We start from the raw sequence: 16,865 nt of genomic DNA, 5'->3' as shown, positions 1-16,865 counted from the left end.
GGGATTACGCTTAAAAAAGTTATTATTTTGTATGATCAAAAATATTACCATGAATCAGATAAAAAAACTTCTAATAATTGGGTTTGTCTGGCCTGAGCCAAATTCTTCTGCGGCAGGTGGAAGAATGATGCAGCTGATTTCTATTTTCAAAGAAAATGGATTCGAAATTACGTTTGCAAGTGCGGCTCAGGATAGTGATTTTATGGTGGATTTATCTAAATTTGGCGTTGCTAAAAAAAGTATTGAACTCAATTCGTCAAGTTTTGATGACTTTATAACCGAAATAAATCCTGATGTTGTTTTGTTTGATCGTTTTATGATCGAAGAGCAGTTTGGATGGCGTGTAACGGAAAAATGTCCAAAAGCGATAAGGATTTTAGATACGGAAGATTTACATTGTCTGCGGACTGCTAGACAAAAAGCTTTTAAAGAAAAACGAAATTTTGAACTGGTAGATTTGTTTTCTGAAGAAGTTGCAAAAAGAGAAATAGCCAGTATTTTAAGATGCGATTTGTCTCTGATTATTTCAAGGTTTGAAATGGATATTTTAAAAGAAAGCTTCAAAATAAATCCTGATTTATTGTTCTATCTTCCTTTTTTAGTCAATAGGATGGAGGAGAATGATCTTTTAAAACTGCCTTCTTTTGAAGAGCGTAAAAGTTTTGTGTTTATCGGAAATTTTCTTCATGAACCCAATTGGAATACGGTTCAGTATTTAAAGGAAGCCATTTGGCCTTCTATACAAAAAGACTTTCCAGAAGCTGTTTTAGAGGTTTATGGCGCCTATCCTTCTCAAAAAGTATTACAGCTGCACCAGCCTAAAAATGGTTTTTTTATAATGGGAAGGGCGGCAGATGCAAATGAAGTGGTAAAAAAAGCAAGAGTTGTTCTGGCACCAATTCGTTTTGGAGCAGGTTTAAAAGGAAAATTATTAGAAGCGATGCAATGCGGAACGCCCAGCGTGACAACCTCAATTGGTTCGGAGGCAATGCATTCTGATTTAGACTGGAATGGTTTTGTGGAAAACGATCCTGAGGAATTTGCCAAAAAAGCTATTTTGCTTTATAAAGATGAAAATCTTTGGAAAGCATCTCAAAAAAATGGAATCAAAATCATTAATAAATGTTATCAAAAAAGTGACTATTCAGGCAGTTTAATTTCTTCCGTACAATCCCTTTTAACGGATTCAGCCAATCATCGCCTTCATAATTTTATGGGTAATCTGCTGCAGCATCATAACTATAAAAGCACGATGTACATGTCTAAATGGATCGAGGCCAAGAATAAAAATTAAACAGCCATTTTTCCAAATCCTACCGTTTCGCGATAAATTTGCGGAGAAACATCGGCATTGGTTTTAAAGAAACGGCTAAAATAATGTTCGTCATCATAACCCAGTTCATAAGCAATTTCTTTAACTGTTTTATTTGTCAGATACAATTCTCTTTTAGCTTCAATAATAATTCTTTCTGAAATTAAACACGTTAAGGTTTTATTGAAATAATTCTTGGATAATTTTGCGAGTGCTTTTGGAGAAATATTTAATAAGTCAGCATAATTTCCGGCCGAATGTTTGGTTTTGAAATTCAGTTCGATAGCATCTTTTAAATTTTGAAGAATAAAGGGCTCTTTTGAATCCGGAACCGATTTCATTTCTTCCAGCTGTTCTGTTTTCAGTCTGGAAGCGGTGATTAAAAATATCTTTAAATACGAAATTAATAATTCATATTGTGCTAACTCTGCATTCTGAATTTCCGCTTTCATCTGTTCAATTACCATTTTAAATGTCTGCTGCGCCTGTTCTGTAACTATCACATACGGCGGCTGGTAAATATTATTAAAAAGGACACCATTGCAGGAAACTTCTTTTTGATGCATGTGAATGCAGTAAAAATCGGGATGAAAATGAATGGCAATGCCCTCAATTGGCTCCTTGACACAAAGCATAAAGGGCTGGTAAGGCGAAAAGGCAAGTAGTGAATTTTCTTCAAAATGGTGCTCTGCAAAATCAGCTTTTACTTTACCTTTTCCTTTGGATACCCAAATTAAAGAATAATAATTATTGCGCTGTAAGTGATCAAAATGGCTGTTGTCATCAAAAGTCAGAATCTTAAAAGCCAAATTTCCATTCTGCGGATTTATTAAAGTAGAAACGTTTTGAGAACTCATAATGTATTCATTTTTGGAAATATAAAGATAGCTGTGAAATAATTTCGCAGCTATCTTTATACATTGTTTTTTATTATTGAGATATTGACTTATACTGTTGGAAAATCAATTTCAGTATTTGCTAAATTGTTGAAGTAGTTTGTCAAAACATTCAGAGCAGTATGAGCAACAGTTTCTGCAATTTCAGCATCAGAAATTCCGGCATCTTTTGCTTTATTTACATCTTCATCATTTACTAAACCATTTTTACTGATTAAGGTTTTAGCCAATTGCAAAATTGCTTCTGTTTTAGCATCAGCAGAATTTCCTGATCTTGCAGCTTTTAGAACTTCCGGGTCTGCTTTTACCAATTTTTCTCCAATAAAAGTGTGAGCGGCTAAACAATAATCACATGAGTTGCTTTCTGAAACTGCCAAAGCAATTAATTCTCCCGTTTTGGCACTTAATTTTCCGTGGCTCAAAGCGCCGCTTAAGTTTAAATATCCTTCCAATACTGCCGGAGAATTTCCCATTGTTCTCATCATGTTCGGAACAACACCTAATTTTGCCTGTACAGCGTTGAATAAATCTTTAGTTTTTCCTGTTACTTCTTCTGGTTTTAATGCTGTTAATCGTGTCATTTTATTTAAATTTTAATTGTTATTATTTGTTATTGTCTTTTGACATTACAAAGGTGCGACGATTACAGATTTTAAAACATGGAGAAAATACGCTATGTAATGGACAATTTTCCCTAGTGTTTTTAGAAATAAAAATCCTCAATTACAATCATAATCAAGGATTAATTTTTATCCCGAAGGGATTGCATATCGGTAGAAAAATGGTTGCATTAAATCATTTGTCCCGTCAGGGACTACACATTCAGGATAATTAGTGTAGTCCCTGACGGGACAATAAAATGATCGAATATTTTTCTACCGATATGCAATCCCTACGGGATTTTTTTTCTACCGATATGTGATCCCTACGGGATGTTTTTATTTTAGAATTCCTTCAACAGCCTGAATAGTTGTTGCATGATAACCAGATTTGGCTTTTTCAAAAACCTGTTTTGCCCAGACTTTTCCCTGTGGAGTTTTAACCATTTCCTTATACAACATCATTACAGATCCCGTTCTGCTGATTCCAATTAAAAATTGTTCAATTGCAGGATAAGCCAGTTTGTACTGGTGAATTAAGGACTGAACAAACCATTGACGTTTGATAATGAAGTTTACGCCCTTTGTAAAGCTGAATTCATTGTCAAGTTCTTCCATTTCTTTTGGAGTAATATCTGTTGGAAGATGATCTATAAAGTACTGCTTTTCTGTCGTTGTCGTAATATTTTTGCTTAATCCTTTTACGCCGGTTTCTCTCCAGCTTTTTTGAATTTTATCAATTACATCAAAGTCTGCAGCACTTACCGGAGTAATATTAGAAGGAATTCCGGGTTTGTAGATCCAGTCATCTAATTTTATTTTATCAGCAAGAGCTTTGTCTCCTTTAATTAGGTTTTCATTTAAATACTTTACAAAATCCTCTGTTGTAATAGATTTAAATGCGTGTGCATCAAAATAATTTTTGATAAAAACATCAAACTTCTCACGTCCGACAGCATCTTCAATAACTCTTAAAAATGCATAACCTTTTACATACGGAATTAAACTTATTCCGTCATCAGGATTTCTGCCTGTTAAAGTAACTTTAAGTCTGGTATCCGGATTTGTTTTTCCAAATTCAGCGACATTATCAACTAACTCTTTGCGGGTAATAACATTTTGCATGTCAAATTCTTTCTTTCCAAAAATGGCTTCTCCAATTCGGTGTTCTACATAAGTAGTAAAACCTTCGTTTAACCAAATATCGTCCCATGTGGCATTTGTTACTAAATTTCCGCTCCAGCTATGGCCTAATTCGTGTGCTAAAAGGCTTGTTAGTGAGCGATCTCCTGCAATAACGCCCGGAGTTAAGAAAGTTAAATTAGGATTTTCCATTCCGCCATACGGGAAGCTTGGTGGTAAAACCAAAACATCGTAACGTCCCCAGCGGTATGGACCGTATAATTTTTCGGCAGCAACAACCATTTTTCCAAGCTCAGCAAATTCCCAAGCCGATTTTTTCAGCATGGACGGTTCTGCGTAAACTCCGGTTCTCTGGTCAATTGATTGAAATTCAAGATCTCCAACTGCAATTGCCATTAAATAGGATGGAATTGCTTTGTCTTGTTTGAAAGTATAAACGCCTGTATCATTTTTCTTCTGTGGATTTACAGCGCTCATTACAGCTAATAAATCTTTAGGTACAGTAACTTTTGCATTATACGTAAAACGAATTCCAGGTGAATCCTGACACGGAATCCAAGTTCTTGACCAAACACTTTCTCCCTGAGAGAATAAAAAAGGTTTCTTTTTGTCTGCAGTTTGTTCTGGTTTTAGCCACTGTAACGCAACAGCATCTTTAGTTGTGCTGTAGTAAATGTTTACTTTGGTTGTGTTCGGTTCAATTGTAATATGTAGAGGTTTTCCGTGAAATTCAACATCTTTTCCGAGTTCGAATTTCGTTTCTTTTTCATTATCGCCCAACGTTACTTTAGTAATGTTTAAAGTGTTTTCGTCGAAAATAATTTCATTTCCTTTGCTGATATTGTCAATAGTCCAGGATGCTTTTCCTGAAATAGTCTGAGTGTCAAAGTCAACTTTAATGTCAAGATCGAGATGTTTTGCAACAGCAAGTGCTGGTTTAGAATAACTATGCTCATCGACAGCGGCTGTAGTTTTTTCAGTTTGTTCTTTTTTCTGGCAGGCAATTGCGGTAAGAAATAAGATTAGAAAGGTTAGTTTTTTCATTTTATGAAGTATTGAATTTGAGAAGGAAAATTAAACAAAAAATCCCGTTTTGAATAAACAAAACGGGATTTTAATTATGGTCTTCGACTACGCTCAGACTGACAATGCGGGATTACGCTAACATTGTAACCGGGCTTTCGATGTATTGTTTTAATGTTTGTAAAAACTGAGCACCAGTTGCGCCGTCAATTGTTCTGTGGTCGCACGCCAATGATAACATCATGGTGTTTCCAACTACAATCTGACCGTTTTTAACTACTGGTTTCTCCACAATTGCACCTACAGAAAGAATTGCAGAGTTTGGCTGATTGATAATTGAATTGAATTCGGTGATACCAAACATTCCAAGGTTAGATACTGTAAAAGTACTTCCTTCCATTTCTTGTGGTCCTAGTTTTTTGTTTTTAGCTCTTCCGGCAAGGTCTCTTACAGAAGCGCCAATTTGAGATAAACTCATAGCATCTGTAAATTTCAATACAGGAACTACTAATCCGTCTTCAACAGCTACAGCTACACCAATATTTACGTGGTGGTTGATGATGATGGCATCTTCTTTCCACTGAGAGTTGATTTTTGGGTGCTTTTTCAATGCTAAAGCACAAGCTTTAATTACCATATCGTTAAAAGATACTTTTGTATCCGGAACAGTATTTATTGTTGCTCTTGCAGCCATTGCTTCGTCCATACTTACTTCGATCACTAAATTGTAGTGAGGTGCAGTAAATAATGATTCTGCCAAACGTTTTGCAATAATTTTACGCATTTGAGAATTTTTGATCTCTTCTGTGTAAACTTCTCCTGCAGGAACGAATACTTTTGGAGCTTCAGCTTTGGTTTCTTCAGCTTTTGCTGCCGGAGCAGATGCAGAAGATTGTCCTTGTGCAGCTGGAGTAAAGTTTTCGATATCACTTTTTACAATACGCCCGTTTTCTCCGGAACCTTTAACTTGTGACAATTGAATTCCTTTATCAGAAGCGATTTTTTTAGCTAAAGGAGAAGCTAAAATTCTTCCGTTTGAAGTTTCAGCAGCAGCTTCCGGTGCTTTTTCGGCAGCTGGAGCAGCTTTTTCTTCAGCAGCTGGAGCACTTGCAGGTGCAGCGCCTCCGGCAGTATAATTTTCAGCAATTCCGGAAATGTCAGTTCCTGCAGGTCCAATGATTGCTAATAAGCTGTCAACTGGTGCAGTATTTCCTTCCTGAATTCCGATGTATAATAATGTTCCGGCATTGAAAGACTCAAACTCCATAGTTGCTTTGTCTGTTTCAATTTCAGCTAAGATATCGCCTTCAGCAACAGTGTCACCAACTTTTTTCAGCCAGGTTGCAACCGTTCCTTCCGTCATTGTATCGCTCAAACGAGGCATAGTTACCACTACAACTCCTTTTGGCAGTTCAGCTGCAGCTTTTGCAGGAGCAGCAGCAGTTTCTGTTTTTTCTTCAGCAGCAGGAGCGGCGTCAGCTTTTGGAGCTTCAGTAGCAGGAGCATCACCACCAGCTAAAAGAGCAGAAATATCTTCTCCTTCGTTACCAATGATTGCTAATAATGAATCAACCGGAGCAGTTTCTCCAGCCTGAATTCCGATATGTAAAAGAGTTCCTTCGTTAAAAGATTCGAACTCCATTGTTGCTTTGTCTGTTTCAATTTCAGCTAAGATATCTCCTTCGCTTATTTTGTCGCCTACTTTTTTAAGCCATGTTGCTACCGTTCCTTCCGTCATAGTATCGCTCAAACGAGGCATAGTTACTTTAATTGCCATAATTTATTATAATTTATGAGGTGTAAATGGATAGTCTTCTTGTGCGTATACTACATCATATAATTGTTGTAAGTCTGGATATGGAGACTCTTCAGCGAATTTCGCACACTCCTCAACTAAGTCTTTAACTCTTTGGTCAATTACTTCAATTTCTTCTTCGGTAGCATATTTTTGATCCATAATTACATCTAAAACCTGAGTAATTGGGTCAATTTTTTTGTATTCTTCAACCTCTTCTTTAGAACGGTATAATTGTGCATCAGACATAGAGTGTCCTCTGTAACGGTACGTTTTCATTTCAAGGAAAGTTGGTCCGTCTCCACGGCGTGCTCTTTCAATAGCTTCGTGCATTGCTTCGGCAACTTTTACAGGATTCATTCCGTCCACAGGTCCGCAAGGCATTTCGTAACCTAAACCTAATTTCCAGATGTCAGTGTGGTTTGCAGTTCTTTCTACAGAAGTTCCCATTGCATAACCGTTGTTTTCAACGATAAATACAACCGGTAATTTCCATAACATCGCCATGTTGAAAGCTTCATGAAGAGAACCTTGTCTTGCAGCTCCGTCACCAAAGTAAGTCATAGTAACTCCGCCAGTGTTGAAATATTTATCAGCAAAAGCTAAACCAGCTCCAACAGGAATTTGTCCGCCAACGATACCGTGACCTCCGTAAAAACGGTGTTCTTTAGAGAAAATGTGCATAGAACCTCCCATACCTTTAGAAGTTCCTGTTACTTTTCCTAAAAGTTCTGCCATTACGTTTCTGGGATCAACTCCCATACCAATTGGCTGAACGTGATTTCTGTATGCAGTAATCATTTTGTCTTTAGTCAGGTCCATAGCGTGCAGAGCACCCGCTAATACAGCTTCCTGACCATTATATAAGTGTAGAAAACCTCTAACTTTTTGTTGAATGTATAATGCTGCAAGTTTGTCTTCAAACTTTCTCCAAAGCAGCATGTCTTCGTACCACTTTAAATATACCTCTTTTGTAACTTCTTTCATCTGAATTCTTTCTTTTGCTAAAGTTGTTTGTGTTATCGATTATTGTGCCTGTAACGCAAAATAGTTTCCTCCCACAAATTTGCGCCCGAAAGGTCGGGATGCAAAAATAAGACATTCCGTTTAAGAACTAAAATTTAAAAGGTCTTTTTTGGCTTTTTTTTACAAGAACTTTTTATCAAACATAAAAGGGAGTAAATTTTTTAGGGATGCAGATTTGTAAACTTCGCCAATTTCGCCCATAAAATAAATTTCAATAGGGGTGTCTTGTCTGATTTCATATTCTGCAATTGACTGACGGCAAGAACCGCACGGCGGAATTGGTGCCTGAGTCTGATTAGTGTCTGATGCTGCCGTAATGGCCATTTTTAAAATTTTGGCTTCGGGATAGGCGCTTCCTGCATAAAAAATAGCAGTTCTTTCTGCACATAATCCGGATGGATAAGCGGCGTTTTCCTGATTTGATCCTAAAATTACTTTTCCGTTATCCAGCAGTAAAGCCGCCCCAACTCTAAATTGTGAATACGGGGCATAAGCTTTTTTACGAATTTCAATCGCCTGATTCATTAAATCCTGAATTTCCTGCGAAAGCTCATTGATGTTGTCATATATGGTAAACGACGATGTAATGCTTATTTCTTTCATTATATTTTGAGGAAAAAAAATCCAAATTCCTAAAAAATAGAAATTTGGATTGTAATTGTTTTTTATGTTTTGTGTTTAATAAACTTCGTATTTGTCGCCAAAGTTAAACGTTAAAGAAAAACGAAGCGTATTTTCTAAAGGATTTTTCATTTTTGATGCTGAAAATAAATACGAAACATCAACTCTCATAATGTTGTATTTAAAACCGGCTCCTAAAGAAAAGAACTGTTTTGCTCCTTTCATTGGGCTTTCGTGGTAATATCCTAATCGCATTGCAAATGAATCCTGATACATATATTCTGCAGCAGCGCTATAGGTTACTTCTTTTAATTCTTCTTTAAAACCGTCTGGCGCATCTCCAAATGATTTGAAAATTCCTTCAACCCAGCCTGTATCTTTGTATTTGTTGTAGCTTATTGCATCTGCTTCTGATTGTGAAATATCTTCCGGATCTGTAAAATCACCGTCTCCATTTGTGTCAACAGGTGTTCCTGATCCCGGAGGAGTAGGAACTAAAAGCTTTGTAAACTCAACGCTTACACCTACTTTATTGTATTCGTCAAAAATAAAATCAAAACCTCCTCCTAATCTTAAGTTAGCAGGTAAAAAGTTTGAACTTAAATCGTCGTTGTCATAACTGATCTTTGGACCTAAATTCTGGAAATTAAAACCAGCTCTCCATCTTCCGTTAAAATCGGAGTATGCAATTTCTTCTGATTGATAAAAACCGGCTACATCAACGGCAAAAGAACTAGCGGCTGAAGCATCAACTTCTCCGGAAGGAATTTTTAAGTTGGATCTGATATATCGGCCAGCGACAGCCATTGAGAACGTTTCGCTCAGTTTTAATGAGTAAGATCCGTCAAGGGCAAATTCATTTGGGCTGACTTCTCGGGTAGCTTCATTTGGATCGCCAGTTTCTCTTAGCTCAATTCCTCCAAAACCAAAATAACGAAAACTTGCCCCAAAAGCACTTTTTTCATTGATTTTGTTATAATACGTTAACTGGCCAAGTGAAATATCATTGGCAAGATCTGTTAAATAAGGAGTATAACTGATAGAAAGTCCTTGTGCATCTTCTGCGAAAGCATATTTTGCGGGATTCCATTGTTGAGAAAATACGTCTGAAGATGTGGCTACACCCTGATCGCCTAAACCGGCAGCTCTTGCATCGGCTGCTACTAATAAAAATGGAACTCCTGTGGTTATAGGCCGTTCAATATTTTGGGCATTTACGAAAGAATTAACTAATAAAAAAATTAGTAAAAGTGATATTTTTCTCATTTTTGGACTTAATGGTATTGGTGTTACAAATATATATAATATTATAGAATGACAAGTTTTTCATATTTTTCTGCTTTTTTATTTGTTAAACTGGACTTTACAGTGAGTTTGTAAATATAAACTCCTTTTCCAATTCGGTCGCCAAAATCATCTTTTCCGTCCCATGTAATCTCTCTCGATAAAAATCCTTCGGTCGTAATAATCTGGTTTTTTGTCCAGACTATTTTTCCTGTAATTGTCATAACCTGAACCTGAACATCCAAGGGTTCGTAAGGTCTGTTATGTGAAAACCAAAATTGTGTGTAGGTAGAAAAAGGATTTGGATAATTGAGAACGTGTGTTAACGTCAATTCTTCATCTCCTACAACTACAAATTGTATTTCGCTTGTTACAGGATTGTTGTAAACATCCCATGCAGTGAAACTGATTGTGTGTAATCCGGCAGATAGATTTCTTAACGGAAAACGTAAATTTCCGTTTGTGTAATCATCTAATTTTGTCTGATAATAGTCGTTCAAAATATAAGGATTACTTACATCTCCGTCTAGGACAGCTATGATGTCATGACCAATTCCGCTAGCTGTATTTATACCATTTTCATCTTCTAAAAACGCTAAAAGAAAGGGCGATGCATTTGTAATTCCGCCTGACAAAAAAGTTTCATCATTCATATATAACTTAACTTTTGGACTTATATTGTCCTGAGGTGCATTTTCATTTATTCCTCCAATTTTAATTGTAGTATTAAATCCTGACTGGTTTTCTAAAGCCTGATTTCTTTTAGAATAAAAACTAATTCGGCCATTGTCAACCGGAATACGAATGTCCCTCGGCACGACAAAACTAAACTCAAACTGACCATTGATTACAGAGGCATTTCCTCTGAATATAGTTTCTCCCAGAGTTTTAAATGACATTGCAGGACTATATCCATCATTATTTAAGGTTGTTGAAGTGATCATTTTATCGAAAATAGCTGTTGCTAATTCTCCGTTATAATTACTTAAAAGAATGTTGTTTTCATCTGTAATTTCACCACTGATTTTAATTTTTGAAAGCGATTTAAAGTCCGGTATTGGCTGAGAAATCACAATATCGTTTACTTTCGTTAAATTAATTCGTGGTTTTGGGATAGCCAGCATTAAAGCCGGATCTCCTATGTATACAACCACATTACTTGCAGAACTTGGATTTTCATTTTTTGAAATCCGAAGAGACTCCGCGATACTATTGTATTGATTAGAGCCGTACGAAAGCAGGTTTTTGCTTAAACTGTCATTAAAATTTTCAGCATTAAACTGACCTATTTCGCGAATGGTAGTCAACATGGAAATTGCTCCGCCTTTTGGATTCCAAAAAGTATATTCTCCGGCAGTTGGGCGTGTTGGGTCATCAAATCTTGAGAATTCACAGGTAATGGTGATAAATAAAGGGTATTTGTACTGGTTATTAAGATTTTGTCCATCTGATTTTTCCCAGATTCGTTCACTTGCTAATCCGTCTTCACCACCATGGCCTAAATAATTAAAGACTAAAGCTCCTTTTTCAAACGCATTAAAAAAGTCGGTTCTGGCTTTTGGGTATCTTGATCCTCCGGCAGAAGCTTCTTGGGTATAAGAATCTAAAATTATTTTTTCGACATTTAAAAAAGGTTTTTCAGCAGCAATCACATCTGCCAGATTGTTTTGGCGTGCCTGTAAAGAAGCGTCAGAACTTTGGTCAGCATCATCGCTGATTAATACAAAATTGTTTCTCCAGTTTCCGTATGATTTGGTGTCATTGTATTCTAAAACTTTATTGACCATTTCCTGAGCCTGGGCATTATCTGAAACCAGCATTCGGCCAACGGCAATGTCAATTCCGTCAAAAGGGTAAGCCACAATTCCTTCATCAGAATCCATTAATCCAAAAAAGTCATCAGATGCAAAAGAAGATTCTCCGGTAGAATTACTATTTAAAGACTGGTATATAGGAACAATATTGGTGTTGTTTGAAATACGGTCTTTATAATCGTAAGAAGCATCGCCAAATAAATTTAAATATTTTATTCTTTTTTCAGAAGCTGAAGCATTTTCGTAAATGTACTTAACGCAGTTCCTGATTGACGCAATATCTTGTTTTCCGGAAGAAAATTCCTGATAGATATCTTCAAGTGAAATAACCTTTACATTTAAATTTGAATTGGTTCTGTGAAAATTCGCCAGCTTTTCGGCTTGAGAAACCAGGGATTTTGGAGATACAATAACATAATCAATGTCCTGAAAACTGTTTTGGCCGTTTCTAAAAAGAGTTCCTTTTAAGTTTTGATTGGCAATTTTTGACTGATTTTCTTTTAAAGGAGTATAATAATCGGCAGGGTCAATTGCAATGTAATTTCTAATTTCACCCAAATTAGCTTTAAAGCTGAAAGAAGGCTGATTTGTGTTTTCAATTTTGGTTATATTATATAGGTCGGTAATATCCCAAATTTGTGAAATTCCCGAAGCGTTTCCAATAGTATAATTTGCAATTCCGGACGTTGAACCCGCTAAATTATATTGAAATTTAAATTGTTTTCCTGTTCCCAGGAGTTTTCTTTTTGCGATAAGATTAATATAATCCAGATATCCTTTTGAACCGGGAACTCCGTTATTATTATAGGTAAGTTTAATTTTTACGCTTTCTGCGCCTGTAAATGTTGTGTTTGAAGGAAGTTTTTGAGTTAGGTATTTAGTTTCTGAGCTTGCGGTTAAACTTGCAAAATTTAGAGTGCCAACATTTTGTCCGTTTGCCGAAACAATAAATGAAGTAGGAGTAAAGGCAGCCGAAGCAGTATTTACTTCAATTTTTACAGGAACAGAAGTGTCAAGATTAGGAAAGCTAAAGCTAAATTCCTGTTCTTCGTTAATATCAAAAGATTCTCCCAGCCATTGCCGCCCAAGGTGCACAATATTTGTTTGATCAATTTCGTGATACTGATAGTCATCAAACGTGTTCAGTTCCAGCGTGCTGTTTGCTGTAGGCTGATTAAAATTTGGAATTCTCTTTCCGTCGCTTCCCGATGCCGTAACATAATAATAAGATCTGTTGCTGTACAGATTTAGATTGGTTTGGCTTTCGTTATTCCAGTTTTCGACACCTTCGGCATAAAAAAGTATATAATCTTCATTGTTAAAAGTTCCGTCGCTTTCGCCAATAATCTGAATGGCATTTTCGGTTAAATCTTCGGGATAGTAACTGCTGTTTGCTAAAGGAAGCATTCTTCCTCCGTTTCCGTATATTTTAATTCTTCTTGGATCGGTTTTATTTGCGTCAAAGCCAAGACTTTGCAGAAATGATTTCGTGATTTTATACACTCCTGATTTTTCTACATAAAAGCGATACCAGTCTCCTGAAGCTAAAACGGAACTTGAAATAGCAGCCGATTTTTGAAATACAGATGAATTTCTGCTTTTGGATAAAGAATTGTTGATATTGTAAGAAAAAGACCGGATTCGTTTATAGCTATTCCCTTCTTTAATAATAGGATAAAGAGAAAGAAATGCTTGTTTTGAATCTCTTGCCGTGGTGATTTTTAGTGATTGATTTACTTTTTCCGGAATATTTTCTGTCGATAAATCACCCAGATCGCTTCTTGAAACCGACTCAAAATTTATGTTTGTAATTTCTACAGAACTGCCGTTTGCGACGTTAGACTGATTCAAATTTAGCAGCAGAGTTATGCTTTTTTTAGTAATGTCGAAGCGAAAAGCGTTTCCTGTAAAGTACGGAATAACAATTTTACTGTCGCCGTAATTCATCTCTTTTTTAACTTGCCAATCGAGCGTTAAGCTCCCATTTATCTGGGAAAATGATAAAATAGGAATCAGAAATAGATATAAGATTATGGCCTGTTTCATTAGCTTAAAAACCGAAATTTAATTAAAAAAAAATTAGTAAGTAAAAATATAGTATTTCATGTTACAGTAAATAATAAAAAGTATATTTTTGCGTTCGTAACTATAGGTTATTTTCTGGTAAAAAACAGCTAAATAAAATTATTAGAACAGATGTTGCTAATTAAATGTTAATTATTATATTGCAGCACCTAAATTTATCACCTAAGAATGAGTATGAAAGTAAACAAAATTGTAGTCTTGCAATTAATGATGTCAATGGTATTGATGTTGGGCACGGCTAGTTGTAGCAAAAAATCGAGTTCGAGTCACGCTTCTAGAGCAACAGGCTGGGATGTAGATAGTCAGAATGGAACAGCTGCTAGAAATGCTGGGAAAAAACAACAGGCTGGACCTGGTTTAGTTTTTGTTGAAGGAGGTACGTTTACTATGGGTAAAGTACAGGATGATGTTATGCACGATTGGAATAACACACCAACTCAACAACACGTTCAATCATTCTACATGGATGAAACTGAAGTTACGAATGGTATGTACTTAGAATACCTTGAGTGGTTAAAGAAAGTTTTTCCTCCAACAGAAGAAAATTACAAAAATATTTACGAAGGAGCATCGCCAGATACTTTAGTTTGGAGAAATCGTTTAGGATACAATGAAACGATGACTAATAACTATTTAAGACATCCTTCTTATGCTGACTATCCTGTAGTTGGTGTTAACTGGATTCAGGCTGTTGAATTTAGTAAATGGAGAACAGATCGTGTAAACGAAGCTGTTTTAGAAAAAAGCGGATATCTTAAAAAAGGTGCTAAAACACAAGATGTTAGTGCTGAAAGTTTGTTTAATACTGAGGCTTACTTGGCTTCTCCATCTACAACTTACGGAGGCAGCGAAGAATTAGTGTTAAAGAAAAACCCATCAGGAAAAAGACCTAAAGCTGGTAAAGACGGTACAGTTGCTGAAGAGAAAAATGTTTACGCACAACGTTCTTCAGGGATTATTTTGCCGGAATACAGACTTCCTACAGAAGCTGAGTGGGAATATGCAGCTGCAGCTGATGTTGGACAAAGAGAATACAATATATACAAAGGACAAAAGAAATATCCTTGGTCCGGAGATTATACACGTTCTGCAAAACGTAAAAATAAAGGTGATCAATTGGCTAACTTTAAACAAGGAAATGGTGATTACGGTGGAATTGCCGGATGGTCAGATGATGGTGCCGATATTACAAATAAAGTGAAAAGTTATGCTGCAAATGATTTCGGTCTATATGATATGGCTGGAAACGTTGCAGAATGGGTTGCCGATGTTTACAGACCTGTAATTGATAACGAAGCTAACGATTTTAACTACTACAGAGGAAATCAATACGCTAAAAATAAAATTGGTAAAGATGGTAAAATTGAAATTGTTTCAACAACTTCAATTAAATATGATACTTTAAGTAATGGTAAAGTTATTGCAAGAAACCTTCCTGGAGAAATCGCTCAGGTTCCGGTTGATGAGCAGGAAACTTATTTAAGACAAAACTTTAGTACAAGTGATAACATCAACTACAGAGACGGTGACAAACAATCTTCAAGATTCTTTGATTTTGGAGATTCAGAATCAGGATCTAAAGCTGATCAGACAATGTACAACTCTCCTAAACATAACGTTACAGTTGACAGTTTAGGTAAAATGATTAGAAAATATGATAATTCTAGTAAACGTACTACTTTGATCGATGATAAAGTAAGAGTTTACAAAGGAGGTTCTTGGAGAGATAGAGCCTACTGGTTAGATCCGGCTCAAAGAAGATATTTCCCACAGGATATGGCAACAGATTACATTGGATTTAGATGTGCAATGTCAAGAGTAGGTGCTAAAACTGAAAGAAGAAAATCACCAAGAAATTAAGATTTAGAAATTTCAATTTAAAAAAAATTCCAAATTCCAAAAGCTGAATATTTCAGTACGGAATTTGGAATTTTTTTATTGCTTTTTTCTATTTTTATGGTCTGTAAAAATTTAATAAATGAATATTCAGGAAATTCATAACTTGTTTTTAAAATGCAAATCTCTTTCAATCGATACCCGAAAAATTGAAAAAGATTCTATGTTTTTTGCTATTAAAGGCGAGAATTTTGACGCAAATACTTTTGCAAAACAAGCGCTTGACTTAGGTGCATTATATGTTGTTATAGACAACGAATCTTATTTTATTGATCAAAGAACGATTTTGGTTCATAATAGCTTAGAAACGCTTCAGGAACTGGCTAAGTTTCATCGTAGTTATTTAAAACTGCCAATTGTTGCGCTCACAGGAAGCAATGGAAAAACAACAACCAAAGAACTTATCAATGTTGTTTTATCTCAAAAATTTAAAACCAAAGCAACTGTCGGAAATTTAAATAACCATATTGGAGTCCCTTTAACATTACTTTCTTTTACAAAAGAAACAGAAATAGGAATTGTTGAAATGGGTGCTAACCATAAAAAAGAAATAGAATTTTTATGCGAAATCGCACAGCCTGATTTTGGTTACATAACCAATTTTGGAAAAGCGCATCTGGAAGGTTTTGGAGGCGTGCAGGGTGTTATTGAAGGTAAAAGTGAAATGTATCAATATTTGGCTAAGAATAACAAACAGGTTTTTGTAAATCTGGAAGATCCAATTCAGATTGAAAGATCAAACGGTATAAAATCATTTACTTTTGGATTAAATAAAGCAAATGCCGATTTGAATATAAAAAATATCGAAGCAAATCCTTTTGTGGTTATTGATTATGATGATTTTAAGGTAGAATCGCATTTAATTGGACTTTATAATGCTAATAACATAAATGCTGCAACTGCAATTGGTAAATATTTTAAAGTAGAAGATGCAGCAATTAAATATGCAATTGAAAATTATATTCCGGAAAACAACAGGTCACAATTATTAAAAAAAGGATCTAATGAGATTATTCTGGATGCCTACAATGCAAATCCGAGTAGTATGGCTGTTGCGATAACCAATTTTCTTCAATTGGGAAACCAAAAGAAAATCATGATTTTAGGCGATATGTTTGAGCTTGGCGATGAAAGTCAGGAGGAGCATAAAGTAATTGCAGATTCTTTGTCTAATCAACAGGAATCAATTTGTTATTTAATTGGAAAGTCATTTTATGAAAATAAAATTGAAAGTGAAAACATTAAGTTTTTTGAAACTTTTGATGCTTTCGCAGCATATCTTAAAACAATCCAATTTAAAGATAATACTATATTAATTAAAGGTTCAAGGGGAATGGCTCTTGAACGAACTTTAGAATATATTTCGTAAAA

Annotated in this window: 11 protein-coding genes; 3 read left to right on the top strand and 8 right to left on the bottom strand. The window is 35.5% G+C overall.

Translation table 11 applies throughout. The annotated features are described in order from the left end of the window. Nucleotides 1-49: 49 nt before the first annotated feature. Entirely contained in the window at nt 50-1,294 is a 1,245-nt protein-coding gene (locus ASE21_RS04245) for a glycosyltransferase (protein ID WP_057121323.1), read from the top strand. On the opposite strand, the gene ASE21_RS04240 is transcribed toward ASE21_RS04245, so the two are convergent. The 8 genes from ASE21_RS04240 to porU form a co-directional block, all read right to left on the bottom strand. After that, nucleotides 1,291-2,169, bottom strand: a complete 879-nt coding sequence (locus ASE21_RS04240; RefSeq protein ID WP_057121322.1) for a helix-turn-helix domain-containing protein — start codon at nt 2,167-2,169, stop codon at nt 1,291-1,293. The genes ASE21_RS04245 and ASE21_RS04240 overlap by 4 nt on opposite strands. Nucleotides 2,170-2,258: 89 nt before the next feature. Beyond that, nucleotides 2,259-2,789, bottom strand: coding sequence for a carboxymuconolactone decarboxylase family protein (locus ASE21_RS04235; RefSeq protein ID WP_057121321.1), 531 nt, complete (start codon nt 2,787-2,789; stop codon nt 2,259-2,261). Between the two features lie 357 nt (nt 2,790-3,146). Next, entirely contained in the window at nt 3,147-4,994 is a 1,848-nt protein-coding gene (locus tag ASE21_RS04230) for a hydrolase/aminopeptidase (RefSeq protein ID WP_057121320.1), read from the bottom strand. Nucleotides 4,995-5,106: 112 nt separating this feature from the next. Continuing rightward, nucleotides 5,107-6,750, bottom strand: coding sequence for a dihydrolipoamide acetyltransferase family protein (locus ASE21_RS04225; RefSeq protein WP_057121319.1), 1,644 nt, complete (start codon nt 6,748-6,750; stop codon nt 5,107-5,109). A gap of 6 nt (nt 6,751-6,756) precedes the next feature. Further along, a complete protein-coding gene (gene pdhA / locus ASE21_RS04220) occupies nt 6,757-7,755 on the bottom strand; it encodes a pyruvate dehydrogenase (acetyl-transferring) E1 component subunit alpha (protein WP_057121318.1) in 999 nt (332 codons plus the stop codon). 159 nt (nt 7,756-7,914) lie between these two features. Beyond that, a complete protein-coding gene (cdd, locus tag ASE21_RS04215) occupies nt 7,915-8,397 on the bottom strand; it encodes a cytidine deaminase (RefSeq protein ID WP_057121317.1) in 483 nt (160 codons plus the stop codon). Between the two features lie 75 nt (nt 8,398-8,472). Continuing rightward, complete coding sequence (porV, locus tag ASE21_RS04210) at nt 8,473-9,681, bottom strand: type IX secretion system outer membrane channel protein PorV (protein ID WP_057121316.1); 1,209 nt, start codon at nt 9,679-9,681, stop codon at nt 8,473-8,475. A gap of 41 nt (nt 9,682-9,722) precedes the next feature. Continuing rightward, entirely contained in the window at nt 9,723-13,559 is a 3,837-nt protein-coding gene (gene porU, locus ASE21_RS04205) for a type IX secretion system sortase PorU (RefSeq protein WP_057121315.1), read from the bottom strand. A gap of 213 nt (nt 13,560-13,772) precedes the next feature. Here porU and gldJ point away from each other — a divergent pair, with 213 nt between their 5' ends. Both gldJ and ASE21_RS04195 read left to right on the top strand, forming a co-directional pair. Further along, nucleotides 13,773-15,458: a gliding motility lipoprotein GldJ gene (gldJ, locus tag ASE21_RS04200; RefSeq protein ID WP_057121314.1), complete on the top strand. Its 1,686-nt coding sequence runs from the start codon at nt 13,773-13,775 to the stop codon at nt 15,456-15,458. Nucleotides 15,459-15,576: 118 nt separating this feature from the next. Continuing rightward, nucleotides 15,577-16,863, top strand: a complete 1,287-nt coding sequence (locus ASE21_RS04195) for a UDP-N-acetylmuramoyl-tripeptide--D-alanyl-D-alanine ligase (RefSeq protein ID WP_057121313.1) — start codon at nt 15,577-15,579, stop codon at nt 16,861-16,863. Nucleotides 16,864-16,865 lie beyond the last annotated feature (2 nt).

This window comes from Flavobacterium sp. Root901 (genome assembly GCF_001429765.1).
Classification (GTDB): Bacteria; Bacteroidota; Bacteroidia; order Flavobacteriales; family Flavobacteriaceae; genus Flavobacterium.
Note: the sequence above shows the minus strand (reverse complement) of the source record. Positions and strands in the feature narration are given on the sequence as shown.